This window comes from Nocardia sp. NPDC003269 (genome assembly GCF_042888005.1).
Lineage (GTDB): Bacteria > Actinomycetota > Actinomycetes > Mycobacteriales > Mycobacteriaceae > Nocardia.
The window spans coordinates 1,501,820-1,525,255 of record NZ_JBIAPA010000003.1 but is presented as its reverse complement, the minus strand read 5'-3'; the positions used below and the strand labels follow the sequence as shown (position 1 = coordinate 1,525,255).

Here is a 23,436-nt window from a genome sequence, read left to right as displayed (position 1 = left end):
CGGAAGCGATGCGCGACAACGCGAACGATTCACCGCCAGGGCGCCGCCCGCAGGTGGGCGATCTCGTGCCGGGTGCGCGCGGTCGCGGTGTCGGCGGCCCGGCCGACCGCGATCATCGACAGCACGGCCCAGCCCGGATTGGGGGCGAGATCGGCGGTGACCCCGTCCCGGTCGAAGGCGCGGAATTGGTGGCACGCCAGGCCGAGGGCTTGGGCTTGCACAGTGAGGTGGGCGACGGCCTGGCCCAGGTCGTAGTCCGCGAATTCCGAGTAGGGCAGGTCGGAGTCGTCGACGAAGCGCCGGGCCAGCGTGACGATCAACAGCCCCGCGTCGGGCGCCCAGCGCGCCGAACTCGGTGCCAGATACCGGAGGAGCCGCTTGTGCTCGACCTCGCCCGGCCGGGCCGGATAGAAGCTCCACGGCTGCGAGTTGCCCGCCGAGGGCGCCCACCGCGCCGCCTCGAGCAGCACGTCGAGGGTCTCGTCGTCGACGGTTCCCACCGGGTCGAACGCGCGCGGGCTGTAGCGGCCGGCCAGGAGCGGATGCAGGCGGATCGGTTCGGAAGACACGCTCACTGCCAACCCGGGTCCGCCCGTTCCTATGCCCGTCGTCACCGCGCGGCGATGCGGCCGATGATCTCGACGGCCCTGGCGAGCTGCGCGATCTCCTCGCCGGACAGCTCGGACAGCCGTTCGGTCATCCAGGATTCGGAGGCCCGGGATTCCTCGGCCAGCAGCGCCTGCCCGGTGGGGGACACCGACAGCAGCGTCTGCCTGCGATCGGTCGGGTGCGGTCGCCGATCGATCAGGTTGAGCTCGGTGAGCGACGCGATGGTCCGCGTCATCGAGGGATGGCGCACCTGTTCCCGGTCGGCCAGCGCACCGGCCGCCATCGCCCCTTCCCGGCCCAGGGTGGTCAGGGCCGAGAGCTGGGACAGCGAAATCTGCGGATCGGCGCGGTGGCCGCGCAGGCGGCGGGCGAGCCGCACGGTGGCCAGGGACAGGGCGCCGGCCAGATCAGGGGTTGTCGACAACGTGGACACGGATCCGAAACTACGAACCGGGCCCGGTGGTCAGCTGTCAGTGAGCTGAGAATTTCCCATGAACTCCCGAGCATGGGTCGGGTCGGTGCCGTCGAGATCGGTTGTCGCCCAGACCGGTCGATGGTGGCACCGGTTCAGGGGAGGAGGGTGTCGAGCATCCGCATGAGCAGTTCCCGTACCTGCGGCCAGGGCGGATGGACGTCACCGAGGCCGGGAATCGAGGCGAGGGTCGAGGAACCGCGCACGGTGGACACGGCCACCGAGATGGCATCGGGAAAACCCGCCGCCCGCGCGTAGGTGGGCAGCGCCGCGGCCGCGATCGCGTGGATGGCCGCGAGTCCGGCCCGCGTCGAGGGCACCACCTGGTCCGCGATCTCGGGATCGGTCCTGGCCGCGTTGAGCAATTCGAGCACCGCCGGGCCGATCGGCAGGTTGTGCAGGTCCCACAGCCGGTCGAGCAGTTCCTCGGCGCGGTCGCGTTCGGTCTCGGCGCGTAGCGGCGTGGCCACGGCCTCGGCGGCCAGTTCGTCGACCATCCGCTGCAACGCGGCGTCGACCAGGGCGTTCTTGGTCGGGAAGTAGTGCTGCTGGGCGCCCTGGCTCACGCCCGCCCGCTCGGCCACCCGGCGAGTGGTCAGCGCCGCGTACCCGCCGTCGGTCAGCACCTGGATCGTGGCGTCGAGCAGGGCGTCGACCGTCGCGGCCCGCCGCTGCGACTGGGTACGGGTCGGGTTCGGCACAGGCCGATCCTACCGATGCCGAGATTTGCCAGTCGAATGACTTGTAATGCAACTGACTGGTAACTACGGTTGCCGGGGACCGCACACCGCAATCGGGAGAGACACGATGAAGGATTTCAACGGCAAGGTCGCCGTGGTCACCGGCGCCGCCTCGGGTATCGGGCGCGCGCTGGCCGTCGAGCTGACCGCGCGCGGCGCCCGCCTGGCGATCAGCGACGTCGACGCCGCGGGCCTGGCCCGCACCGCCGAACTCTGCGGCGGCGCACCGCATCAGCAGATCCTCGACGTCGCCGATCGTGCGGCCGTGCACGCCTACGCCGACGCCGTGGCCGCCACCTTCGGCACGGTGAACCTGGTGATCAACAACGCGGGCATCACCAAGTTCGGCACCGTCGACGAGACGCCCTACGCCGATCTGGAAGCCGTCATGGACGTCGACTTCTGGGGCGTCGTGCACGGGACCAAAGCGTTCCTGCCACACCTGATCGCCTCCGGCGACGGGCACGTGGTCAATATCTCCAGCGTCTTCGGCCTGTTCGGCGTGCCCACCCAGAGTTCGTACAACGCTGCCAAGTTCGCGGTCCGTGGCTACACCGAGGCCCTGAGCCAGGAGATGCTGATCTCCGGCCACCCGGTGGCGGTGACCTGCGTGCACCCGGGTGGCGTGCGGACCGGCATCGTGGCGAGCGCGACCTCGAGCGTCGGCACCGACATGACCGCCCTGCGCACCCTGTTCACCGAGAAGCTCACCCCGACCAGCCCCGAGTCCGCCGCGCAGACCATCCTGCGCGGCGTCCTCGCGCGCAAGCCGCGCGTGCTGATCGGCTACGACGCCGTCGCCATGGACACCGCGGTGCGCCTGCTCGGACCGACCTACCAGCGGCTGTTCGCCTCCGTCGCGACACGGGTGCTCGGCGCGCTCGCGCCGCGGCCGGTCCGGGCGGGAGCGGGTCGATGACCGAAGCGATCGCGCAGCGCACCCTGTCCGACCACCTCGGATCCTCTGTGGCGCAACATCGTCCATCCGGCTGGTGAATCGGCGCTGAGCGAGACGCTGGCCGGGGTCGAATCCGCCGCGTCGGCGGACCGGGCCACCGCGTGACCGAAACCCGGCGGCTCAGGCGCGGGAGTTCGCCGGTGCCGCCGGGGGAACGGATTCACGCGCCGAGGACGCGGCGCTCGAACTGGGCGACGACCCTCGGATACAGCCGCGGGAACAGGCGAACGACGCGGTCGAGGAACGCGGCGTCACGCCCGACCCGGATCCGGGGCGAGCCGGCCGCGACACCGTCGAGGACGATGGCCGCCGCCTCGTCGGCCGGCATCCGCAGGAGCTTGTCGTTGTAGATGGCGGCCCGTTTACGCTGTGCGGCAGTCACTTCGGCACCGTCGGCAAGCGCCTGCGCCACACCGTTGGACGCGATGTCGGTCTTCACCCCGCCGGGGTGGACAGCGGTGACCCGCACCGGGTGCCCGGCCGCCAGCATCTCGGCGCGCAGCGCCTCGGTGAAGCCGCGGACGCCGAACTTGCTGGCGCAGTAGGCCGACAGTGACGGCTGGGCGAGATAGCCGTTGAGACTGGAGATGTTGACGACATGGCCGTCACCGGAGGCGATGAGGTGCGGGAGAAACGCCTTCGTGCCATGGATGACCCCGAAGAGATTGACCGCGATGACCCTGTCGTAGTTCGCCCAGTCGCTGTCGAGCACGGTCGCCGAGCGACCGGCGATCCCGGCGTTGTTGTACACTTGGTGGACGGCCCCGAAGTGCGCGATCACCTCCTCGGCATAGTCGATCACCGCCTCGCGATGAGCCATATCGACTGTCGCGGAGTGGATGTCGGCGCCGAGCGCGGCCACCCGCGCGCTGGTTTCGGCGAGGCCGTCGCGGTCGATGTCCGAGGCGGCGATCAGCGCGCCGCGGCGCGCGAGCCCGAGTGCCAGCGCACGGCCGATGCCCGAACCCGCGCCGGTGACGACGGCTACTCTGCCCTGGAAGGTGGTCATCCGAGCTCTCCTGCGGACTGCGTCGTGCGGGCGTGGTCGGTGATGACGCGGGCGAGCCGGTCGAGCACGCCGGGCGCGAGATGGTGCCGCATCCCGGGGATTTCGAGATAGCGGGCGCCGGGGACGGCGACCGCGGTGGCGCGACCACCGCTGGGATGCACCATCAGGTCGGTGTCGCCGTGGATCACCAGGGTCGGCGCGGCGATGGTGCGCAACTCCACGGTCCGGTCGCCGGACGCCTGGATCGCCCCGATCTGGCGGGCGATGCCTTCGTGCGCCCGCGGACCGGCGCCGCGGATCCACGCCCCGGCGGCCCATCGGCACTCGAGCGCCGGATCGGGCGGGAAGGTCGTCGACCCGATGTGGCGCAGCATGGCCAGATGGCGATCGACCGCCTGGTCCGTCGTGCGCGGCGGGCGCGCACCCAGCCGGGCCTTCGTCGACCACGCGGGCTGACCCACCTTCGGATTCCCCGTCGTCGAGAAGATCGACGTGAGCGTGACGACGCGTTCGGGATGCCGGGCGGCGAGGGTCTGGGCGATCATCCCGCCCATGGACATGCCGACCACATGCGCGGCCCCGATGTCGAGGTGGTCGAGCAGCCAATAGACGTCGTCGGCCATATCGGCGAGCGTGTACGCGTCGCGACGCGGACGCGAGAACAGCATCCGCGCGGTGCCGGGCGGTCGACCATGCCCGGCACTGGACCGGCCGACATCCCGGTTGTCGAACCGCACCACCCGGAACCCGGCCGCGGCGAGCTGGTCGACCAGGCGCGGCGGCCAGACCGTCAGATCGAGGCCGAGCCCGGCGACGAGCACCAGCGGGACACCGCCCGTCGGCCCGTCGATCCGGTAGCAGATGCGCGAGCCGGTCGGCAGCGGTGTCACCCGTTCCCGTGCCGCCCCACCGTCGGGAGCCGTCACGCGGGGACCGTCGCCGTGCGTCGGGCCGGCTGGTGCGCGGTCTCGAAGTGCAGCTCCGGGTCGAGGACGTCGGCCTGGCGCAACAGCTTCACATCGTCCTGGTAGTTCATCGAGGTCCGCCACGGCATCCGGTCGCCCTGACTGGGCAGCTGATCGACGACCCGCTGGATGTAGCCCGCGGCGAAGTCGAGGAACGGCCGGGTCGACATGGCGGTGTCGGCGATCTCGGCGCGGGCGATCCGGTAGCCGTTGTCGTCCATGTGGGCCAGCACGCGGCAGAAGTGCTCACACAGCAGGCCGATCTTCAACGTCCACGAGGAGTTCGTGTAGCCGATGGCATAGGCGAGATTCGGTACGCCCGAGAGCATCAGGCCCTTGTAGGCCACCGTGTCCGCCGTCGCGACCGTGCGGCCATCGATCGTCACCGGGACGCCGCCGAACGCCTGCACGTTCAGCCCGGTCGCGGTGACGATGATGTCCGCCTCGAGTTCGCGGCCGGAGGACAGCAGGATCCCGTTCTCGGTGAAGGTGTCGATGCGATCGGTGACCACCGAGGCCGTGCCGTTGCGGATGGACCTGAACAGGTCACCGTCGGGCACGGTGCACAGCCGCTGCTCCCACGGGTTGTACGGCGGATTGAAGTGCTCGTCGACCGGATAGCCCGCGGGCAGCTGCTTCGCGTTGGTCCACCGGATGATCCGGCGCATCCGGTCCGGGTACTTCTGCGACAGACTCCAGACCAGCTTCTGCTGGGCGATGTTCTTGCGGCGGGTCAAGGCGTAGCCGCGCTCGTCGCCGAACAGGCGCTTGAGCGCGTTCGCGATCGGGTCCTTCCTCGGCACCGGCAGGATGTAGGTCGGAGTGCGCTGCAGCATCGTCACGTGCGCTGCCGTCTCGGCCATCGCGGGAATCAGCGTGACCGCGGTCGCGCCGCTGCCGATCACCACGACGCGTTTGCCCGCGTAGTCGAGGTCCTCGGGCCAGTGCTGCGGGTGCACGACGGTGCCCTGGAACCGGTCGCGGCCGGGGAATTCGGGGGTGAACCCTTCGTCGTAGCGGTAGTAGCCCGCGGCGGAGAAGATCCAGTCGGCGGTGAGTTCGAGGTGTTCGCCGGTGTCGGTGCGTTCGACCTGCACGGTCCAGCGTGCTTCCGCCGACGACCACGAGCCGCCGACGACCCTGTGGTGGTAGCGGATGGTGTCGTCGAGGCCGTTCTCGGTGGCCGTTTCGCGCAGGTAGTCCAGGATGCGGGCGCCGTCGGCGATGGACTGCTCGTCGCGCCACGGTTTGAACTCGTAGCCGAAGGTGTGCAGGTCGGAATCGGAGCGGATGCCGGGGTAGCGGAACAGGTCCCAGGTCCCGCCGAGGCTGCCGCGGGCCTCGAGGATGGTGAAGCTCTTGTGCGGCAGCAGGGTTCGCAGGTAGCGCCCCGCGCCGATGCCGGAGATCCCGGCACCGATGATCAGGACGTCGACGTGGTCGGTGCCCGTCTGCGCCGGTTCGGCGGTCGGGGTGGATGTCATGGCGGCTCCTTGATCCGGCTCCGCGGTGCGTGTGCCGGTGCGGAGGCTGAGGGCGACGTGTTCGGCCCGGGCGGGACGGCGCCGGGGCGGGGTGTGCCTTCCAGAGTCCGCCGGATCGACGGCCTTGCGCTACGACATAAAGACGCATCATGATCGGCAGATGCGGCAAAATGATGCACGCGATCTGCACTGGCCCCAGCCCGGGCCGGAGATCGTCGCCCTGATCCGGACGGCGGCCGAATCGGCGCTCACCCCGTCGGGGGAATGGCTGGAAGACCTGCACGCGGCCTCGCTGGCGGGGGAGCGGATGCGCCGCATCGCCGAGGACCCGGTGCTCGCGGCGGCGGTGCGGCGCGCCAACCTCGCCAACATCACCCACTGGGCCTGGTCGAACGTGCAGCATCCCGGCCGCCGGGTCCCACCGCACCTCGGCCCCGAAGCCCTGACCGCGGCGCGGGACCTGGTCCGGCGCGGCCTGGACGAGTCCTCCCTCGACGCCTATCGCACCAGCTACAGCGTCGTCTGGAACCGCTGTATGGAGATCTGCTTCGGGCTGACCGACGACCCCGCGCAGCTCCGCGAGCTGCTGGAACTGGCGTCGCTGTCGATCTCGACCTATGTCGAGGACACCGTCGCCGCCATCACGGCCCAGATGAAAGCCGAACGCGAGGACCTGACCCGCGGCACCAACGCCGAACGGCGCGCGACCGTCTCGCTGCTGCTCGAGGGCGCGCCGATCCGCCGCGGCGAGGCCGAACGCCAGCTCGGCTACCGGCTGACCGGCCCGCACACCGCGGCCGCCCTCTGGGCGAGCTCGCCCGGCGCGAGCGACCAGCTCGAAATGGCCGCCGAACTGCTGCTGCGCGTCGGCGGCGCCGGGCACCGGCTCACCATCGTGGCCGGCGCCGCCGCGCTGTGGCTGTGGTTGCCGATCGACGCCGCGCCGGACCTGGACCCGGTGACCATCGGGCTCGCCGACGCCCCGGACGTGCGCGTCGCCATCGGCAGACCCGGCCTCGGCATCCCCGGCTTCCGCCGCAGCCACCTCGACGCCCTCGAAACCCAGCGCATGCTGACCCGCCTCACCTCCCACCGCCGCGTAGCCCGCCACGAGGACGTCCAACTGGTCGCCGTCCTGACCGCCGACCCACTCCGCGCCGACGAATTCGTCGCCGACACCCTCGGCGACCTCGCCACCGCCGACCCCGACGTCCTCGAAGCGATCACCACCTACCTCGAACACCAATGCAGCATCACCCGCACCGCCGACCACCTCTACACCCACCGCAGCACCATCGTCCGCCGCCTCTCCCGCGCCGACGAACTCCTACCCCGCCCCTTGTCGAGCAACACCATCGCGGTAGGCGCTGCCCTGGAAGTCCTCCGCTGGACCCGCTGACCCGAACCCACCCTCGCGGTCACGTCACCGTCGACGCGGTTGTCCGCAGAACGCAACCGAATTCACCTGCCATGGACAGCCTTTGCCACCACGACGCAAAGGCGGCTCCACGCGGGGCCTCCACCCACGCGCGAACGCCCAAAAACAGCCATCTACCAGCCGATTAGTTCCTACGCAGAGTAGTGCGGTAATCTTTTCGAGCACCCGGAGACGGGGGCAAGAACGGGCTGTGGCGCAGCTTGGTAGCGCACCTGACTGGGGGTCAGGTGGTCGCAGGTTCAAATCCTGTCAGCCCGACAGAGGTCAGCGGTGGTTTTCCACCGCTGGCCATTTTCTTTTTCAGGCCCCAGTGTGCCAACTGTGTGCCAAGCCGTGGGAAACCGGTCGATCCTCAACCGAACAACCTCGCCCCGGCGGCCCGCAGATCCTCGGGCTGAGCGTCGGAGTAGATCGAAAGCGAGACCGCCGGGTCGTGGCCGTGCCAGGCAGCGACGATGTGCACCGGGATGCCGAGCGCGAGCATGAGCGACACCGACGTGTTCCGAAGGCCCTTGAGCTGAATCCGCCGCAGTCCCGCGCGCTTGCTGATGCGCTGGAACTCATCCGAGTACCACTCGGGCCGAACAGGTGTCCCGTCCGCGTGCACGGCGATCAGTCGATCGTCCGACCACGGGATGCCCAACGCGAGACATTCGGCCTTCTGGGCGGTCTTGAGCGCCCTCAGAGCGTCGGCCAGATCGGCAGGGGGAGGAAGATCGCGGCGGCTGCGGCCCGACTTCGGGTTTCCCTCTTCGACTTCACGTCCGACAGCGACGCGGCCACGTCGGACCCGCAGTGCTTCGTCATCGAACCGCGTCCACCTCATCGCGAGCACCTCACTGCGGCGCATCCCATAGCAGCTCAGTCGCCGGGATCAGGCAGTTCTTCGAACTGCATGCTCCGCGCCGATCGGCCGCACAGTGTCGGCACGTCTCGCCAGTCGTCCTCACCCTTCGGGCCAGGCCATTCGATGGCGTGCGAATGGGCGACTTCGACCACGTTGTTGCCACCGCCGAAGTCACGTTTGGTCGGTGGTCTGGTTTCCAGAACCACGGCATAGGTCGTCATCCGTTGACGGTAGCCACCTGCGCGCCGAGCACAGGGAATGCTCATCAAAACGTGATCTGAGCTGCACGTATTGTGAAGATCGAACGGTTGGCGGTTCCGGTCGTCAGGCAGCCGCGTCACTCCTCGCGCAGGGCGGTGCGGGCCGCCTCCTGGAACCGACGATTCACCGGCAGAAGTTCGCCGGAGAAGCGCTCGTTCGACCACGGTTCCGAAGACCAGAACATCTCGTTGAGTCGGTCGGCAAGCTCGGTGGTCGCGGCCTGCAACTCGTCACCGGCGACGAAGGCCAACCGGCTGTGCGCGACCCACATCCGGCGAATCAGGGACCGGTCACGCTCGTCCTCGGACGCAAGATGCTCCTCAAGCTCTTGATAGATCTCGGCAAAGGCGTCCGCTGCCTCGCGCCGTTCTTTGCGTAGCTCCGCCTTTTGCGCCCGCAGGTCCTTACGTTCGGCGGCCTTGATTGTCGATCGAGACGTGAGGTTCGTACCCACTACGCCGAGCAGGGTTCCGAGAAGTGTTGCAAGCACCGGGTCTATCGTCACCGCGCGAGTTTCCCAGATCCCAAGTGCGCGTGTGACGTTGTTGCCCGCACTGGACCGGGCAACAGAGCTACCAGGGCGGCCGGGCAGTTCGGCGGCCGTTCGGGTGCTGTGCCTCCTGCTCGATCCGTGCCCGGATGGCGTCGACCGTCCGGTCTTTCGGAATCGGCTCGGGCCAGAGAACCACGCCGACCAAGACCGCGAGCGGGATCGCGACCGCGAGCACCAGGCCGCCGGTCATGAGTCCGCCTTGCATCCGGTCGGGAAGAACTGCCGGGGGCGGTGGTCGTAGCTTTCTGCCGCGCTCAGCCATGCGCCGATCGCATCCAGATCACCCAGAACGACCACGCGCCAAGGTGAGGCCAGTTGCCAGCCTTCAGGGGCGGGTGTGATGGACATCGACCGACGTGCAGCGCGTTCACGCAGGGCGTCCACCTGCTTCTGAAGCTCGCCGATCATGACGCCTGCTGTTTCGGTTCCGGTTCCCAGCGCTCGAGCGCTTCCAACAGTCGCCTGATTACGGTCGGTGGTGCGACCTCGATCGGGTACGGGCGTTTGGTCTTGGGTGTCCGCTGCGGGAGCATCGCGGCCTCCTGGGTGCTTGGGTTCCGCTCCCGGCGGGGACTCCGAGTTCAAACCCGCCGGGAGCGTTGAAGCTGACGGTATGAGGTTGTGCAACCGCTGGACCAGGAACTTGCTCGAACTTGCTCGAACTGGACTGAACAGGCAGCAACCTGTGTGGGACGGTGGGACCATGTGGGAGTGCGGGAAAACTCGCGCAAGTTCTCACCAGGGGGTAGCGACATGCGCCTAACGTTCCTTGGCAACGGCGGCAGCGATTCGGGCGGATGCCCGACACTGTTCGCCACCGACTCCGGTACCTACGCGGTGCAGGGATGGACCACGGACTCACCCGAGACCGTCGAAATCCCGCACCTGCTCCTAGGGTTCGCCGAAGCGGATACCTACGTCGGGGCACCGATGACCGACACCGGCCGGGGAACGTTCACCCTGACCGGCCGCCCTATCACCGACCCTGGAACGCTCGCACAGATGAACCTCGCCGCCGACGAATCGGCTGTCGAGGTCCCCAAGTTCGAAAGGACCTTCTACGGTGCGCTATCGGCCCAACGACGAGCCTGACCTGTGGCCCGGACTGTTCCGGGAAGCCCAGCGGTCAGCGTTCCATTTCGAGTGCCGAGACGCCTATTTCGTCGCCGACGAGGACGAACGTCTCCGGGCGTTCCTTGCTGGCGAGCCAGCGCCCTACACCGCGACGCCGTGGCAGGCGCTCATGCGTGAAACCACCGAACGCGGTGTGAGCGTCAGCCGGGTTCGGGTCGTCACGGTCCCGTTGAGCGACTATCAGCGCTGGTTGCTCTCGGTCACTGGCTACAACGTCGACGCGGGCGAAGACATCCGGTACGTGCCGCGCGGCAAGGCCGGAGAGATCCCGCCGGACGATGCTTGGCTGTTCGATGACGAACGGGTGGTCTACAACCTGACCGACGAACGCGGAGCCCCGGCCGGTCTGGCAGTCACCACCGATCCGGCCGTAGTCGATCATTTCGTCGCGACCCGTGACCGGCTGTGGAAGGTGGCCGTTCCGTTCGGAGAGTTTGCCGGGTGACCAATCCGGCAGACGCACGGGAAGCTCTCGGGGCCAGGCTCCGGGAGCTTCGCCGTACAGCAGGGATCACCGGCCGCGCTCTGGCAGACCAGGCCGGTTGGGGCGAATCGAAGGTCTCCAAGATCGAGAACGGTCGACAGACACCATCGTCTGATGACCTCCGCGCCTACTGCGCCCACACCGGCACCCCCGACCAGCTCGCCGACCTGCTGGCCACCCTGCACAACGTCGAAACCGCCGTCACCGAATGGCGCAAGGTGCTCGGCACCGGCACACAGCGCCAGCAGAAGGCGAACGTTCGCCTTGCCGAAGAGTCCGAGATGATCCGGATCTATCAACCGCAGATCATCCCGGGCATCCTGCAAACAGCGGAGTACGCGGCGGCGGTGCTGCGCCGCTACGTCGAGTTCTATCGGGCTCCCGACGACGTAGACCAGGGCGTTGCCGCCCGTATCGAACGCCAACAGCTCTTGTACTCAGGTCGGCGGAAGTTCCATATCCTCGTCGCCGAGCAGGCGCTACACACCACGGTCGGTGACGACGCGGTCATGGTCGGACAGTTGGATCGCCTGCTTGCCGTCGCGGGCCTGTCCCGGGTGCTGCTGGGCATCATCCCCGCGAAAGCCGAGATGCCGATCCAGGCCACGAACTTCGTCGTGTTCGATCAGCGGCTCGTCACGGTCGAAGCGATCACAGCCGAGCTGCGGGTGACCCAACCCCGCGAGATCGCGGTCTACCTCCGCGCGTTCGACGGGCTCGTCCGTCAGGCAGTCACCGGCGAGCGTGCACGGACATTGATCCGCCGGGCGATGGAAACGCGCCCGCCGGGCACGGCGTAGCTGCCACCTCCCGACCGACCGACCAGACGCAACGGCCCCGGAACCATGCGATTCCGGGGCCGTTCTGTGTCGGCAGGTGGGCTGCACGCTGCCCGAACCGCTGGCGCGAGTGTGCCGAGCAGGTTGCAAATAGGCAGGTCAACTGATGTTTCTAGTGTGCCTAGAGTGTGCCAAGACGACCCCATCTGGGTGTCTGCCGGTTGGATCGGCTGGACGCAACCCCCGCTCGACCTGGGGCGGAGCGCTCACCCGACCCCCGAAACCGGGATTCCAGTTCACTGGGGGTCAGGTGGTCGCAGGTTCAAATCCTGTCAGCCCGACCATAGCGCCCTTACTCGAACCAGTGACCGAAAAACACTGGCGAGAGTAAGGGTGTTCGCACCACCAGAAGCCTCCGCAGCGCGGGGGCTTTTCTGCTGTTTGGGCGGGGTGTGCCCACATCCAGCGCTCCGAACCTGTCGCCTTCGATGTGCCTGTTTGGCCTCGTGCAGCTCGGTGAAGATCGGGGTTTTGGTGTCATCAGCGACTTCGAGGTCATCGAGGTAGAAGCGGTCGTAGAAGGCTTGGTTGAGATGCCGCCGGACGTTGTCCGGTGCCAACCGGTAGAGGGTTTGCGGGTCTTCCAGCAGGTGGAGGGCATCTTTTAGCACTGCGGCCCCGACCGCCAGCTGATCGCTCACACTGCCCAGGCTGGCTTCGGCGCGTTCACGCTCGATCCGCAGCTCGTGCAGTCTGGCTCGGATCTTGGCCTGTGGCAGGGTGCCATCGGCGGCGAGGTCGACCAGGCGGGATTCGCGTTCGTCGATGGCTTGCAGGCGTCGGCTCAGGTTGGCGTGGTGCTCCCTTGTGCTGGCTTGTTCGTCGTGGAGCGTTTCCTTCATCAGGGTGCGAAGCTCGGCGGCGAAGTCGGCGGGCAGTTGCAGCGTGGCGTAGTGGTCGATGATCGCTTCCTCGACCAGTTCGGCGCGCAGGTGTGGCAGATCGCAGAGGCCATCCTGACGGCCACGGCACAGGAAGTAGGCGTAGCGGGTGCCGTTACATCCCACCGGTTCGGTGTAGATCAGGCGGGCGGTTCGTCCAGCGAGGTGGCAGCGCTGGCAGAACAGCGCGCCCTTGAGGTAGCACTGAAGAACTCGATCGCGTTGGCCGCGGGCACTGCGCGCGTTCAGGACGTCTTGCACCTGATCGAACAGTTCCTGGCGGCTGAACGATCCATCCTGTCCGCCCTTTCCGCAGAGAGGCCGTGATCAAGGGCTTCGCCTTCGAGAACGAGGATCTTCGGCGGGTGGCGACGCCGGAACTGCTGGACAACATCATCGGCAGCAGCCTGGCGATGCGGCTCGGCGACGACGAGTTTGCCCGCGAGCTGTATGCAGACATTCGCGACCAGGCAGTTCAGTCTGTCGAACGGTGGGACGACGCCACGATCTCGATTCGCTTAAGCATGCTTAAGCGGAACACCCGAGGTGTTCCGCTGTCGCCGTTACAGGAAGGCGGGTATGGCATCACCGTCACGCAGGAGTACACGACGGTGCCGGCGAGCACTGTTCGACACTTCGCTTCGGTCTCGGACATCGAGGACTACAGAACGCTGTCTCACGATCCGGCCACGACGTTCGTCTGGTACTACAGCCCAACCAGCGGCATCGACGCCAGCGCCAAGGACGCCTTCGAGTTGGTGCAGTTCACCGTCGATGGCGAGGAACGCCCGATCCGCCGCAGCAGCCGGAAGGATTCCCAAACCTACAGCGTGAACCTCGGCGTGGACGGAGATCCGAAGCGCCCGCGGACGATTGCCTTCACCTACCGCTTGCAGCAGGCACCGCAGAGTCGATGGATGCAGTTCTACGTCGACCAGCCGACGCGGGGCGTCGACATCGAGCTGGACTACAGCGACACCGACATCGCCTCCGTGAACATGATCGACTTCATCGCCAGTTCGCGCAGGAGCATCCGAAGCAAGACGCCCGATAGCCTGCCGGACAAGAAGGTTGGTCTTCGCTTCGACGGGTGGGTGATGCCGCATGGTGGGGTGGCTTTCGTTTGGGTGCCGGAGGGGGATGTGGCTAAAAGGTAGGTTGCTATTGTTCAACAATCGCAATAGCAATATACTATTTATATATGACAGAAGAAGAATTTAATAAGCAGTTTGCCAGATTATATGCCTATATGGACAAGCGATTTGATGCGGTCGACGCAGAACTAGCCAAGAAGGCCGACGAAGAAGAAATCGACGCCATCTACACTGAGCTGGATGGCATTGCTGAATCGATTGACGATATTCGTACTGACCAGGCAGCTATGAACGATCCAGCTCGATCGACGCGAACGATAGCATCGCAAGGTGACTGATCATGTTGTGTTGAGGTTGCAGCATGATGCGTGATGGCGAGTGCTCTTTACGGATCGCCAATCGCGGTCTGATGTCTTTGCATTAAGCTGCGGGCCATGAGTGATCAACAACATGGTAGCCGCGATACTGACTGGCTGCCAACGGAACTCGACCCTGTAGCGTTCCGCCTCGCCCGAGCCGACCAGGCTATCGAGCAGATCGCAGTGCTCTGTGCGGCTTGGTCAGAACACGGGATCACTCCAGTTCAGATTGAACGCAGTCGCGGAATCGTCGATGTTGAGATCGAGGCGATTCGCCCCATACCGCCGGCGATTGCAATGCTCTTCAGTGAGGCCATTAACCATATTCGATCCGCAATTGAGAACGTGCTGTTTTTTATGGTTGATAGTACCCACGAAGGTGCGCTCACCGAGAAGCAGGCCAAGTGTATACAGATGCCGATCAAGGACGATCAGGAGGCTATGGACAAATGGCATCAAGCGAACGGCAAGATTGTTGCCGCGTTCGCGGCAGGGGCGGTGATTGGCAAGCGAGTCGCCAGCTTGCAGCCGTTTAATGATCAAGCTCGAATTCCTTCGATCGAAGAAGGCCTTGCTGAACTCATGGGGGTAACGCCCCACTTTGAGCATCCACTCAAGCTGCTGCAAGAATACTCAAATACCGACAAACACCGAGGTATTCGGCTGTGTGCGACAGGATTGATGGTAGATCGCGAGGACAAGCCGTTCATAGGTCAGGATCATTCGATGCGACCGATCAGCGCGGGAGATCTTGTGATGACGATTCCGGTTGGAACACCGATTGTCGTCTCATTTACTGCAAGCGTCATCGTTGAACGTCCGAACGGCGCTGCATTTGTTTCACCAGCAGCTGAGTTGAACCGCCTGCTGCGGCATGTGTGCGACGTGGTAATTCCCATACTGGTCAAGGGCGTTGCTTTGACAAGATCGCTCCCGCCGCATATCGACCTCGGTGATACAGGCCAATCCAGTCGGGAGCGGCTCCAATCTGGCGGCTGGGAATATGCGCACGCACGCGAAGGCGCACGGATGTTGGAGAAATTTGTCGAGACGATGAGTGCGCCTCCGAAGTTTACGAAAATACTCGCCAAAGATGCGGAATAGCTGTTTGTGCGCAGATTCGCGCAGGCGAAGCTATTTTCGCACTTGATGAGTTTTCACGAACGATCAACAATAGAACTATATGCCGGACGTGAAGGCGGCCACACAGGCGGTACCCGCCTGATGGCCTGGCTTCACTTGGGAAATCAGCTGTCCCCAAAGGGGAAAGGGTGATCCGGCGAAGCCTCAAGAAATTGTCCGTAGCTCGCCCCTTGCTCAACTAGCGCCTCAATCGTTGAAGCCTCTACCGATATTGGATCCCACGGTTGTCTGTGGCGAAAAATGATTTGATTCTGGCACCCGTCTACGAAACATCCGAAAGCACCTGGGGTTTCACCGACTCCAACCGCGTAGCGAAGTTTGAAAAACATTCGACTGTCGAGCGGTGAATTCAGTGTAGCGGTCGGGTCAGGCACATAGCAGAATCCCTGAGGCCCAGTCGCGACGCGGATTGTGTGGCCTCCAACGGTGGCATGCTGCGCAAAGAATGGAGTCGTCAGTCGCTGCATGGACGACATCAAGCGAAAGTCGACGTCATCTTTGACTTCCTCGACTCCTTTCCAGTCGTCATACAGCTCCTGAAACTCTTCGTAGGCTGCTGGTTCCCCTTCCCATGCATCTCCCCGCGCAGTCCTCTGAAATGTGGTGCCATCAGCGATACGCCAGAGTCTCGCGGGATTTAGTGCGGCGATTACAAATCCAATATCTCGACCGGCTGTATACTTTCGTAGGGCATCGCACAATGTTTCGAGTGGGCCATCCCAGTGTTCAGCCGCGGTTCGCAGGGCTCCGACTGGATCCACTCCGGCAACTCCGATCGCCAGATCCCTACGGACAATAGCGAGCTTCAAGAGGGGGAATTCATACACTCGCAGCGTGCGGTGGTGCGCATCTTTCTTATCCTCGTGAATTGTAATCTTGGTATCGGATACGAGACTGATGCGCTCGCCATGCAGTTTGGCAACGACTAAGCTCAAGAGAATCTCCTTCTATCAGTCACGTAGTATGTGCTGGTGCTAACCTCGACGTTTGTCGCTTTGTTGGTAGTCAATGGTTACAATTCCTGCGATGAACTATTTTTTCGTGAACCATCGAGACCGGCGATCAGCCGAACGACTGGTCGACCTGTTGCTGGCCACTTGAAATCGCTGACCGCTTGCCGAATATCATCCACGGCGCGGGGCTTCCATGACGGTTCAGACGTGCCAAATACCAGCTCATCAGCTTCAAGCCAAATGGCTGCGAGGCACTTCTTTTGCACGTCCCGAACGCGTGCTTCCTTGTTCATTCTCCCCAGTTCGGCGGCACTTTTTGCTTCCCCAACGATCAGTGTGTTTGCATGGTAGGCAACTAGATCGAGTTCCACTTGCGATTTCGCATCACTAATAAGTTCAATCTCGGCTAAATCCTGGTATCTATTGTCAGCCGCAGTCCCGACTGTTGACAAGTATGCGGATAGGGCGGCAGGAACATCGCCGTTGCCCTCAAGTAGATTGCGACCAACCCTGTGGAGGTCGTATGTCCACAGTGGTTCGCGCTCGGGCCATTTCCATGCGGACATGCTGAGATCATTTATTGCATCGCATCGATCACAAGTCCAGGTTTTACCCAGTCGATCGATCGCTTGGAACTGTCTTTCGGTGCACACTGCGCAAATTAGACTTAGTCCGCAGCGAACAATCCCTGCGCGTATTGCCACGTCCAGTCGTTTCCGTATTTCTATTTCATCGTCGATATCATTGACAAGATCGCATATGCCCTGAAAATACAGGACGCCGTAGTTTGCCCTTATATGGACGCCTTCCCCGTTCCGGTACGAGCTCTTAGTGTCCCGTCCTGTCGCTCGCATTGCACGGAGCGCCGGCAACAAGGGGCCAGCGAACAGGTCAACAAATTCCTGCCTTCCACCTAGCATTCTTTCGAGTTGCGCCGTTTGGTTGCCCGCCCCGCTCAACCGCGTAGTCAAATCACGTTGGGCTAGCTTTGCATCAACCCAGTCCCTAAGGCTGAGGTCTCGAACTTTTGGCCGAGGCATTCTATTAACCGCCGGAATGCCCGCCATCACGAAATCAAATCTGCGCGACGGGTATGAAATGCCATGACGGCCACTGCGGATCAGAGTTGTCGGAAATCCTCCAGAGGGGACAAGAATTTCCCTTCCGGTCATTCGTCTTCCAATGATTGAATGTCTTTCGACCCATTCTATGTCGGCATGCCACGAAAGTCCGTCGATCGCGCTCAACTTCGGATCGTTGACTAGGGGCGGCGGCAACGGCGCTAACATGGTTGCGGTTCCGGTGGAATTGATTTCAGTTGGCATGCTCAAAATTTCGTCAAACTGCTCGCCGATACCTAGGTGGACAGTGTTGCTACGTGGCCATTTAAGTTCTTCTGCGTGCAAAGATTGAAGAATTTTTTCAAGGTCTTCGACATTGCTGAAAAGCCAGGGACGTACTGCCTCGCGAAATTGTTCCAGCGCGTCATTGATTGCGTCTACTGACTGAGTTATAGATGTCAGCGCTACTGTACAGGCACGACGACGACACTCTGTTACGAGTCCAGCGAGCGAAGTGCCAAACCAGGACTGTAGCGGGTTTTCGTCTATGCCGAATATCTTTGGAAGCCAAATCCCCCGACCGTAGGTGAGCTGCCAAAGTCGAGCGAGCGCGAAGTCCTCGGCGCTCTCTCCGATCACGACAAGTGCTGAACTGTCCGTGAATGAGCCACGTCGGACCTCGACTAAGCCCTCCATTGTGCGATCCCAGCCTCGTCTAAGTTCGCCAGAAGCTGCCCCATCGGTCGGCGGACGAAGGAGCCTGTCAGGGAGAGATCCCTGCGAATCGACTAGCCAGCGCACCAGGCGACGCAAGTTCTGCTCGTCAAGCTCAGGCTCCGCAGCATCGGGATCTGGCGGATCCATGATACCTGCTTGGGAGGCGACTGCGACCCCCAACAGCCCACCCCAATCCGAAGGACACTGAATGAAATTGCCGTCGGTTGTAGATGCTAGAACGGGTGCCGCAGGGAGATGATCTGACGGCCCGTCGAACCGCACAACCTGCTCATGCTTGGTTGTTGCGCTGACCACGTGATATGTGGAACAGACGGAAGAAATCTGTTCGCGCGCTTGGCGATCAGATTTGCCGATTCCTTCGGGAAGCATCATTCTGGCCTCTGTCAATGCGGCCAGTCGTTCCTGCCCTTGAAGCGGTTGTCCGTCGGTGCCGTTAACTTGAAGGAAGCCTGGTGCCAAGTGCTCGAAGTCCTCAAGTGTCCAAGGCACGGTCACTACATAGTCAGGATCGTACGTTTGACATGCCCGTAGTAGCGCCGGATCAACCTGACCGTCACGATGCGGAATTAGTGCGAATCCTGCACCACCCCAGGCTTGGTTCGCTAAGTGAAGCGCCCGACGTGCCCAGTATTGCCAATGCTCACCACCATCAATAACGATTGCCACGCGGGCAGGGCGGAGGCCCCTGCTGATCGTCGAATAGGTGGTAGTCGCTCCAATCGTCATCGCGATACCCAATCACACTACGCACTGGTGGCGGAAGGTATTCGAGCTGGCTATTTCGTCAGCGCGTTGCAGGTCTCAGCTGTACCCCTCGCTCGCGCAACGCCTTCCATACGCTGCCCTTCGACTTCCCAGTGGCACGAGCGATGGCGTTGAGCGACTTCCCCTCACCGTAAAGCCGCACAGCCCAGTTGATCTCGTCCTTGGTCATCGGCTGGCACCGCATCTCGACGCCATGTTCGGCCAGGATCTTCAGCAGGCCGCCCTTGGATAGGTGGTGGATCTTGCACAGCTTGCCGGTCGATGTGCCGCTGCGGTAGGCACGAACCAACTCGGCGACGGTGTTGGCGGACAGCCGCCGATCCAGCCGACGTGGTTGAACCACGCTGCTGGCTTTGGCCGGCTGCCGCGGCGGCGTGGCAGCCAGCAGCCTGAGCACTCGCCGAAGCTGCTCTGCCTGTCGGTATTTTGAGTAGCGTCCCAGTAGGTCGACAGCGAAAACCCTTCTGACCTCGGTCGGAGGGGTTTTCTTGTGTCTCGGCACTTGACGTGGTTTGGCCAGATCGCACAGAAACCCCACACTTTTGAATCTGATCGGTTGTCCAGCATGCGCATGATGCCCGCGCGAACCCACCGGCTTCGACAGACTGTGTCGGTGGATCGGAGAGGCGTCGACGGCTCGTCGCGATCAAAACGGCTGACGCGCGATCGTGTTACGTAACTCCTTGTAACCGAGTAAATCCCGGGGACAGTGAAGGAATGAAAAAGACAGTCGATAGCGCCGTGCTCGACCGGGCGCTGGCGGATCTGGGCAGCGGCGAGAAGGTCTGGTCGAAGACGACGCTGGCCGAGCGTCGAGTACTGCTGAGTCGTGTCCATGCCTTGACCGGTCGGTACGCGGCGGACTGGGTGCGCGCGGCTACCGAGATCAAGAGCCTGGACGAGGATTCGCCCCTGTTGGGCGAGGAGTGGATGTCGGGGCCGCTCGCTCTCCTGCAGGGGCTCGAGGCTCTGGGGGACACCCTGGCAGCGCTCGCCGATGGTCGCAGCCCGCTGGACGGTGTGAAGATCGACGCTGCGCCCGGCGGGCGCGTCGCGGTGCCGGTGCTGCCGTTCGACACGCTGGACAAGCTCATCCTCAACGGGTTTCGGGCCGATGTCTGGTTGCGCCCTGGTATCGACGCGGGAACCGCCCGGCGTCGCGCCGGCCTGGCGCAACTCGACCCGACCGCCACCGGGGGGATCGGCGTAGTCCTGGGTGCGGGCAACATCATGTCGATTCCGCCGCTGGACGTTCTGTACGAGTTGTTCGCGCACAACCGGGTGGTCGCGCTGAAACTGAACCCGATCACCGATCCGCTGTTGCCGGTATTCGAGAAGATCTTCGCGCCCTTCATCGACCTCGGGGCTTTGCGCATTCTGCGTGGTGGTGCCGCTGAAGGCGGCTACCTCGTCGAGCACCCCGCTGTCGCCCACGTTCACATGACCGGCGGTACGCAGACGCACGATGCGATCGTGTGGGGCCCGGGTGCCGAGGGGGACAAGCGACGGCGGTCCGGTAGGCCGCTGTTGGACAAGCCGATCACCAGCGAGCTCGGTGGCGTCTCGCCGACCATCGTGGTTCCCGGGCCGTGGAATGACGACGATGTGAAGTTCCAGGCCGAACACGTAGCCACCTCGCGGCTGCACAACGGCGGCTACAACTGCATCGCCGTACAGGTTGTCGTCGTGAGCCGGGACTGGGAGCACAAGGCGAAGTTCCTCGACGAACTGCGCGCGGCTCTGCGGCGGGCGCCCCAGCGCGACGCCTACTACCCGGGAAGCGCGGGACGGGTCGACGCGGCGTTGAAGTCCTATCCCGGCGCGACCGAGTTCGGAGGGCGGGTGTTGGTCGAGAATCTGCCGACCTCCGACAGTCCGTTGCTGCGCACCGAGTACTTCTCCCCGGTGCTCGGCGTCGTCGAACTCCCCGGCGACGGTGCGCGATTCCTCGCCGGCGCGGTGGAGTTCGCCAACAACGAATTGATGGGCACGCTCGGAGCCAACCTCCTGGCGCATCCGGATACGCTCGCGGAACTGGGACCGGCGTTCGATGACGCGATCGAGAATCTGCGGTACGGCACCATCGCGGTGAACGCATGGACCGGGCTCGCGTTCGGCATCGCGCGCGCGGCCTGGGGCGCCTACCCCGGCCACACCCTCGCCGATATCCAGAGCGGCACAGGCGTCGTCCACAACGCGCTGCTGCTCGACGATGTCGAACGGACTGTGGTGCGGGGACCGTTCCGGCCCGCACCGCGAGCACTGCTGTCGGGAATGTTCACGCTCAGCCCGAAACCACCGTGGTTCGTCACCAACCGAACCGCGGTGGCGACCGGACGTGACCTCGTCGAATTCTACGCGCGGCGCCGATACGCGAAGCTTCTCAAGATCTTCTACTCGGCGCTGTCGGGCTGACCGCCGCTATCGGAACACAGCTCGGGACGGTAATCGTGGAACGGTTGCCGTCCCGAGCTGTTCGTGTTGCTCCGAGGTGGTCGGACTTTCGTAACGAGAGCACTGTCGAATAGGTTGTTGCCGTTTCCGTAGGGTCGTAATCTTTTGTCTGGGAGTCGTCGACAACGTAGTCGGAAAATCCTGGAAGTTTCATGCTCGAGTATCCGGACAGTATTTGCGACTTTTGTCGAGATCGACGGAAATGCCGGGTGTCTATTCTCGTGGCCGACCGTCGAGAACGGTGTCGGTACACAGTTGTCTGGAGTGGAGTTCTCAATGACCACACACACGCAAACGGTCGAAGATTTCGTCGAAAGCGAACTCGCCGAACAGGCCGGGAAGCCTTCGAGTGCGCTGCACGAAGATCTGTTCGCCCAGCTCGATGCCGAGATCGACGCACTGTGGCAGCAGGCCCGCGAGGGCAGGATGTGGAAACACGTCACCACCCACGGCTTCGATCGCGGGTTGTACTTCCTGGTGATGAAGCAGGTGTTCCACTACACGAGCCACAACGCGACCAATCAGGCCGTCGCCGCGTTCCGGACCACTCCGGACCAGTTGGGTCTGCTCAAGTTCGTGTACGAGCACGCCCGCGAGGAACTCGGCCACGAGCGGATGGTGCTGCACGACCTGCGCGCCATCGGCCTGATCGAGAAGGGCGAGGTGATCGAGGACGCACCGCTGCCGGCCACCGACGCGCTGATCGGCTATCTGTACGGCGTGGCGCTGCGGGAAGGCCCGATTCCGCGCCTGGGCTACTCCTACTGGGCGGAATCGGTGTACACCCACATCGCGCCGCTGCTGGACGCCGCGCGCGCCACGCTCGGTCTGACCGATCGGGAAATGGCCTTCTTCGTCGCCCACGCCGAGATCGACAGCAAGCACGCCGACGAGGTACGTCACACGATCACCAGGGCGGTGACCACGCCCGAGCAGGCTCGCGATGTGCACCGGGTGGCGGTGACGACCCTGTCGTTGACGTTGTGGCTGCTCGAACAGTCCTACGAGAAGTGGGTCGAGCAGAAGTCCGCGGAGTGACAGTCGAGACGCAGGCACCAGCGCTGTCGGCGCTGGTCTGCACCACCCCGAGTGAGCTCGACCAGGCTCGTGCCTTTCGGTCCGGTGTGTTCCGTTCGCGTCGCAATATCGGCTTCGATGCCGGGGTCGAGCGGCGGCGAGACGCGGACGCGATCATGGTCATCGTGGTCAGGCACGGGGGCAGACCCGTCGCGACTCTGCGGACCACGGCATTTCCCTGCGCACGGTCGACGATCACGCCTCGACCGGAGCTCGACGACCTGGGCGTCGATTCCGAGGTCGGCCGGCTCGCTTCCGTCGCCGACCCGAGCCGTGCGCGTTTCGCGCTGAGCGCGATGGTGCTCGGCGCGTTGTGGATGCGGGATTTCTCGTCACACCGCACGTACGTCGCCCATGCCCACCCGTACCTGGTCGATTCCTACCGCGCCGTCGGTGCGGTCGACACCGGCCTACGTCAGGGTGTGCCGGGCCGGGACACCGACTATCGGCTGGTGGTCGGTTCCTACGCCGACTGCGCTCGATCCGGTCTGGAACTGCTCGGCCTGGCCGAGCATCAGGCCGGTGACTTGCTGAATCGGTGATCAGGTCGTACCCACGATTGCCCGGCCTCGCCGAACGGTGCGGCCGGGCAATCGGCAACTTCTGAAATTCTCGAGGGCAAGGAAAAGCAATGCGCCCCCACATCATCGGCGCCCGCGCCGCACGAACGATCTATGAAATTCTGTACACTTACCGGCGTGCGACGATCATCTTTCTGATCCTCGGTGTGGCAGTGGGATGCTTCGGTATCTTCACCATGCGCCTCGATATGTCTTTCCGGCCGACCTTCACCAACGATCCCGATCAGATCGAACGAACCGAGGGAGCCGAACGTGAATTCGGCCGAGCGGGATTCAACGAACTCGTCGTGATGATCGATATCGGCGATGCTCGCGACGCCGCGAAACTTCGCGCTGTGCACGAACTCGCCGAAGGAGTCGCGAAGTCGCCGCATGTCATCGCGGTGCGGGAACCGCTGAATTTCCCGTTCACCGACCGGTCGGGCGTCTTCCACCCCGCAGGTGTCGGCGCGCAACTCCCACATGCTGACCCGGCTACCATCGATCGACTCGTCACCGATGTCGCCGCCACCCCGTCGGCTCGCCGTCTCATCTTCG

Annotated in this window: 27 protein-coding genes and 1 tRNA gene; 12 read left to right on the top strand and 16 right to left on the bottom strand. The window is 64.2% G+C overall.

What is annotated here, in order from left to right:
* Positions 1-29 precede the first annotated feature (29 nt).
* The 3 genes from ACFYWJ_RS27055 to ACFYWJ_RS27045 form a co-directional block, all read right to left on the bottom strand.
* Positions 30-569 carry a nitroreductase family protein gene (locus ACFYWJ_RS27055; RefSeq protein WP_355282567.1) on the bottom strand — a complete coding sequence of 180 codons (540 nt, stop codon included), beginning with the start codon at positions 567-569 and terminating at the stop codon, positions 30-32.
* A 41-nt stretch (positions 570-610) separates the two neighbouring features.
* Positions 611-1,042 (bottom strand): MarR family transcriptional regulator, encoded by a 432-nt coding sequence (locus ACFYWJ_RS27050; RefSeq protein ID WP_355282570.1) that lies wholly within the window; start codon positions 1,040-1,042, stop codon positions 611-613.
* Positions 1,043-1,176: 134 nt separating this feature from the next.
* Positions 1,177-1,782, bottom strand: coding sequence for a helix-turn-helix domain-containing protein (locus ACFYWJ_RS27045; RefSeq protein WP_355282573.1), 606 nt, complete (start codon positions 1,780-1,782; stop codon positions 1,177-1,179).
* Positions 1,783-1,888: 106 nt separating this feature from the next.
* On the opposite strand from ACFYWJ_RS27045, the gene ACFYWJ_RS27040 reads away from it, so the two are divergent.
* Complete coding sequence (locus ACFYWJ_RS27040; protein ID WP_355282576.1) at positions 1,889-2,740, top strand: SDR family NAD(P)-dependent oxidoreductase; 852 nt, start codon at positions 1,889-1,891, stop codon at positions 2,738-2,740.
* A gap of 199 nt (positions 2,741-2,939) precedes the next feature.
* Here the strand turns inward: ACFYWJ_RS27040 and ACFYWJ_RS27035 are convergent, their stop codons facing one another.
* The 3 genes from ACFYWJ_RS27035 to ACFYWJ_RS27025 are packed head-to-tail and all read right to left on the bottom strand — an operon-like array spanning position 2,940 to position 6,237.
* Complete coding sequence (locus tag ACFYWJ_RS27035; protein ID WP_355282579.1) at positions 2,940-3,788, bottom strand: SDR family oxidoreductase; 849 nt, start codon at positions 3,786-3,788, stop codon at positions 2,940-2,942.
* Positions 3,785-4,714: an alpha/beta fold hydrolase gene (locus tag ACFYWJ_RS27030; protein ID WP_355282582.1), complete on the bottom strand. Its 930-nt coding sequence runs from the start codon at positions 4,712-4,714 to the stop codon at positions 3,785-3,787. Before ACFYWJ_RS27030 ends, ACFYWJ_RS27035 begins: the two co-directional genes overlap by 4 nt.
* Complete coding sequence (locus ACFYWJ_RS27025; protein ID WP_355282585.1) at positions 4,711-6,237, bottom strand: NAD(P)/FAD-dependent oxidoreductase; 1,527 nt, start codon at positions 6,235-6,237, stop codon at positions 4,711-4,713. Before ACFYWJ_RS27025 ends, ACFYWJ_RS27030 begins: the two co-directional genes overlap by 4 nt.
* 160 nt (positions 6,238-6,397) lie before the next feature.
* On the opposite strand from ACFYWJ_RS27025, the gene ACFYWJ_RS27020 reads away from it, so the two are divergent.
* Positions 6,398-7,636 (top strand): helix-turn-helix domain-containing protein, encoded by a 1,239-nt coding sequence (locus tag ACFYWJ_RS27020; protein ID WP_355282588.1) that lies wholly within the window; start codon positions 6,398-6,400, stop codon positions 7,634-7,636.
* Between the two features lie 223 nt (positions 7,637-7,859).
* Positions 7,860-7,933, top strand: a tRNA-Pro gene (locus ACFYWJ_RS27015).
* Between the two features lie 94 nt (positions 7,934-8,027).
* Here ACFYWJ_RS27015 and ACFYWJ_RS27010 read toward each other — a convergent pair.
* The 5 genes from ACFYWJ_RS27010 to ACFYWJ_RS26990 all read right to left on the bottom strand — a co-directional run bounded on the left by ACFYWJ_RS27010 (position 8,028) and on the right by ACFYWJ_RS26990 (position 9,744).
* A complete protein-coding gene (locus ACFYWJ_RS27010) occupies positions 8,028-8,525 on the bottom strand; it encodes a tyrosine-type recombinase/integrase (protein WP_355282591.1) in 498 nt (165 codons plus the stop codon).
* Positions 8,526-8,536: 11 nt separating this feature from the next.
* A complete protein-coding gene (locus ACFYWJ_RS27005; protein ID WP_355282594.1) occupies positions 8,537-8,743 on the bottom strand; it encodes a hypothetical protein in 207 nt (68 codons plus the stop codon).
* 116 nt (positions 8,744-8,859) lie between these two features.
* Positions 8,860-9,288 carry a hypothetical protein gene (locus ACFYWJ_RS27000; RefSeq protein WP_355282597.1) on the bottom strand — a complete coding sequence of 143 codons (429 nt, stop codon included), beginning with the start codon at positions 9,286-9,288 and terminating at the stop codon, positions 8,860-8,862.
* A 67-nt stretch (positions 9,289-9,355) separates the two neighbouring features.
* Positions 9,356-9,526, bottom strand: coding sequence for a hypothetical protein (locus tag ACFYWJ_RS26995; protein WP_355282598.1), 171 nt, complete (start codon positions 9,524-9,526; stop codon positions 9,356-9,358).
* Positions 9,523-9,744 (bottom strand): hypothetical protein, encoded by a 222-nt coding sequence (locus ACFYWJ_RS26990; protein WP_355282601.1) that lies wholly within the window; start codon positions 9,742-9,744, stop codon positions 9,523-9,525. Before ACFYWJ_RS26990 ends, ACFYWJ_RS26995 begins: the two co-directional genes overlap by 4 nt.
* Positions 9,745-10,047: 303 nt before the next feature.
* Here ACFYWJ_RS26990 and ACFYWJ_RS26985 point away from each other — a divergent pair, with 303 nt between their 5' ends.
* From ACFYWJ_RS26985 to ACFYWJ_RS26975, 3 genes are read left to right on the top strand one after another with little or no spacing between them, the layout of a single operon-like run.
* Positions 10,048-10,428 carry a hypothetical protein gene (locus ACFYWJ_RS26985; protein ID WP_355282603.1) on the top strand — a complete coding sequence of 127 codons (381 nt, stop codon included), beginning with the start codon at positions 10,048-10,050 and terminating at the stop codon, positions 10,426-10,428.
* The gene (locus ACFYWJ_RS26980) at positions 10,400-10,915 is read left to right on the top strand and encodes a DUF6879 family protein (RefSeq protein WP_355282606.1); all 516 of its coding nucleotides are present in this window, start codon (positions 10,400-10,402) and stop codon (positions 10,913-10,915) included. The genes ACFYWJ_RS26985 and ACFYWJ_RS26980 overlap by 29 nt, the downstream gene beginning before the upstream one ends.
* Positions 10,912-11,754 carry a helix-turn-helix transcriptional regulator gene (locus tag ACFYWJ_RS26975; RefSeq protein ID WP_355282609.1) on the top strand — a complete coding sequence of 281 codons (843 nt, stop codon included), beginning with the start codon at positions 10,912-10,914 and terminating at the stop codon, positions 11,752-11,754. The genes ACFYWJ_RS26980 and ACFYWJ_RS26975 overlap by 4 nt, the downstream gene beginning before the upstream one ends.
* A gap of 311 nt (positions 11,755-12,065) precedes the next feature.
* Here ACFYWJ_RS26975 and ACFYWJ_RS26970 read toward each other — a convergent pair whose 3' ends face one another.
* A complete protein-coding gene (locus ACFYWJ_RS26970; RefSeq protein ID WP_355282611.1) occupies positions 12,066-12,935 on the bottom strand; it encodes a hypothetical protein in 870 nt (289 codons plus the stop codon).
* Between the two features lie 62 nt (positions 12,936-12,997).
* Here ACFYWJ_RS26970 and ACFYWJ_RS26965 point away from each other — a divergent pair, with 62 nt between their 5' ends.
* The 3 genes from ACFYWJ_RS26965 to ACFYWJ_RS26955 all read left to right on the top strand — a co-directional run bounded on the left by ACFYWJ_RS26965 (position 12,998) and on the right by ACFYWJ_RS26955 (position 15,231).
* Positions 12,998-13,831, top strand: coding sequence for a hypothetical protein (locus tag ACFYWJ_RS26965; RefSeq protein WP_355282614.1), 834 nt, complete (start codon positions 12,998-13,000; stop codon positions 13,829-13,831).
* A gap of 44 nt (positions 13,832-13,875) precedes the next feature.
* Positions 13,876-14,106 carry a hypothetical protein gene (locus ACFYWJ_RS26960; RefSeq protein ID WP_355282617.1) on the top strand — a complete coding sequence of 77 codons (231 nt, stop codon included), beginning with the start codon at positions 13,876-13,878 and terminating at the stop codon, positions 14,104-14,106.
* A gap of 96 nt (positions 14,107-14,202) precedes the next feature.
* Positions 14,203-15,231, top strand: a complete 1,029-nt coding sequence (locus ACFYWJ_RS26955; RefSeq protein WP_355282620.1) for a hypothetical protein — start codon at positions 14,203-14,205, stop codon at positions 15,229-15,231.
* 143 nt (positions 15,232-15,374) lie between these two features.
* On the opposite strand, the gene ACFYWJ_RS26950 is transcribed toward ACFYWJ_RS26955, so the two are convergent.
* The 3 genes from ACFYWJ_RS26950 to ACFYWJ_RS26940 all read right to left on the bottom strand — a co-directional run bounded on the left by ACFYWJ_RS26950 (position 15,375) and on the right by ACFYWJ_RS26940 (position 19,184).
* Positions 15,375-16,205: a hypothetical protein gene (locus tag ACFYWJ_RS26950; RefSeq protein WP_355282623.1), complete on the bottom strand. Its 831-nt coding sequence runs from the start codon at positions 16,203-16,205 to the stop codon at positions 15,375-15,377.
* A gap of 77 nt (positions 16,206-16,282) precedes the next feature.
* Positions 16,283-18,748: a hypothetical protein gene (locus ACFYWJ_RS26945; RefSeq protein WP_355282626.1), complete on the bottom strand. Its 2,466-nt coding sequence runs from the start codon at positions 18,746-18,748 to the stop codon at positions 16,283-16,285.
* A gap of 58 nt (positions 18,749-18,806) precedes the next feature.
* Positions 18,807-19,184 (bottom strand): helix-turn-helix domain-containing protein, encoded by a 378-nt coding sequence (locus ACFYWJ_RS26940; protein ID WP_355282629.1) that lies wholly within the window; start codon positions 19,182-19,184, stop codon positions 18,807-18,809.
* Positions 19,185-19,504: 320 nt separating this feature from the next.
* Between ACFYWJ_RS26940 and ACFYWJ_RS26935 the strand changes: the two genes are divergently transcribed.
* The 3 genes from ACFYWJ_RS26935 (at position 19,505) to ACFYWJ_RS26925 (ending at position 22,860) form a co-directional block, all read left to right on the top strand.
* Positions 19,505-21,202 carry an aldehyde dehydrogenase family protein gene (locus tag ACFYWJ_RS26935; protein WP_355282632.1) on the top strand — a complete coding sequence of 566 codons (1,698 nt, stop codon included), beginning with the start codon at positions 19,505-19,507 and terminating at the stop codon, positions 21,200-21,202.
* A gap of 315 nt (positions 21,203-21,517) precedes the next feature.
* The gene (locus ACFYWJ_RS26930; RefSeq protein WP_355282635.1) at positions 21,518-22,279 is read left to right on the top strand and encodes an iron-containing redox enzyme family protein; all 762 of its coding nucleotides are present in this window, start codon (positions 21,518-21,520) and stop codon (positions 22,277-22,279) included.
* Positions 22,276-22,860, top strand: coding sequence for a hypothetical protein (locus ACFYWJ_RS26925; RefSeq protein WP_355282637.1), 585 nt, complete (start codon positions 22,276-22,278; stop codon positions 22,858-22,860). The genes ACFYWJ_RS26930 and ACFYWJ_RS26925 overlap by 4 nt, the downstream gene beginning before the upstream one ends.
* Here the strand turns inward: ACFYWJ_RS26925 and ACFYWJ_RS26920 are convergent.
* Positions 22,833-23,354 (bottom strand): hypothetical protein, encoded by a 522-nt coding sequence (locus tag ACFYWJ_RS26920; RefSeq protein WP_355282639.1) that lies wholly within the window; start codon positions 23,352-23,354, stop codon positions 22,833-22,835. The genes ACFYWJ_RS26925 and ACFYWJ_RS26920 overlap by 28 nt on opposite strands.
* Between the last annotated feature and the right edge of the window lie 82 nt (positions 23,355-23,436).

Excerpts from the sequence above, each read along its gene's own strand:
- ACFYWJ_RS27040 (WP_355282576.1), top strand. The coding sequence starts at position 1,889 with ATGAAGGATTTCAACGGCAAGGTCGCCGTGGTCACCGGCGCCGCCTCG.
- ACFYWJ_RS27035 (WP_355282579.1), bottom strand. The coding sequence starts at position 3,788 with ATGACCACCTTCCAGGGCAGAGTAGCCGTCGTCACCGGCGCGGGTTCG.
- ACFYWJ_RS27025 (WP_355282585.1), bottom strand. The coding sequence starts at position 6,237 with ATGACATCCACCCCGACCGCCGAACCGGCGCAGACGGGCACCGACCAC.
- ACFYWJ_RS27020 (WP_355282588.1), top strand. The coding sequence starts at position 6,398 with ATGCGGCAAAATGATGCACGCGATCTGCACTGGCCCCAGCCCGGGCCG.
- ACFYWJ_RS27010 (WP_355282591.1), bottom strand. The coding sequence starts at position 8,525 with ATGCGCCGCAGTGAGGTGCTCGCGATGAGGTGGACGCGGTTCGATGAC.
- ACFYWJ_RS27005 (WP_355282594.1), bottom strand. The coding sequence starts at position 8,743 with ATGACGACCTATGCCGTGGTTCTGGAAACCAGACCACCGACCAAACGT.
- ACFYWJ_RS26995 (WP_355282598.1), bottom strand. The coding sequence starts at position 9,526 with ATGACCGGCGGCCTGGTGCTCGCGGTCGCGATCCCGCTCGCGGTCTTG.
- ACFYWJ_RS26990 (WP_355282601.1), bottom strand. The coding sequence starts at position 9,744 with ATGATCGGCGAGCTTCAGAAGCAGGTGGACGCCCTGCGTGAACGCGCT.
- ACFYWJ_RS26960 (WP_355282617.1), top strand. The coding sequence starts at position 13,876 with ATGACAGAAGAAGAATTTAATAAGCAGTTTGCCAGATTATATGCCTAT.
- ACFYWJ_RS26955 (WP_355282620.1), top strand. The coding sequence starts at position 14,203 with ATGAGTGATCAACAACATGGTAGCCGCGATACTGACTGGCTGCCAACG.
- ACFYWJ_RS26945 (WP_355282626.1), bottom strand. The coding sequence starts at position 18,748 with ATGACGATTGGAGCGACTACCACCTATTCGACGATCAGCAGGGGCCTC.
- ACFYWJ_RS26935 (WP_355282632.1), top strand. The coding sequence starts at position 19,505 with ATGAAAAAGACAGTCGATAGCGCCGTGCTCGACCGGGCGCTGGCGGAT.
- ACFYWJ_RS26930 (WP_355282635.1), top strand. The coding sequence starts at position 21,518 with ATGACCACACACACGCAAACGGTCGAAGATTTCGTCGAAAGCGAACTC.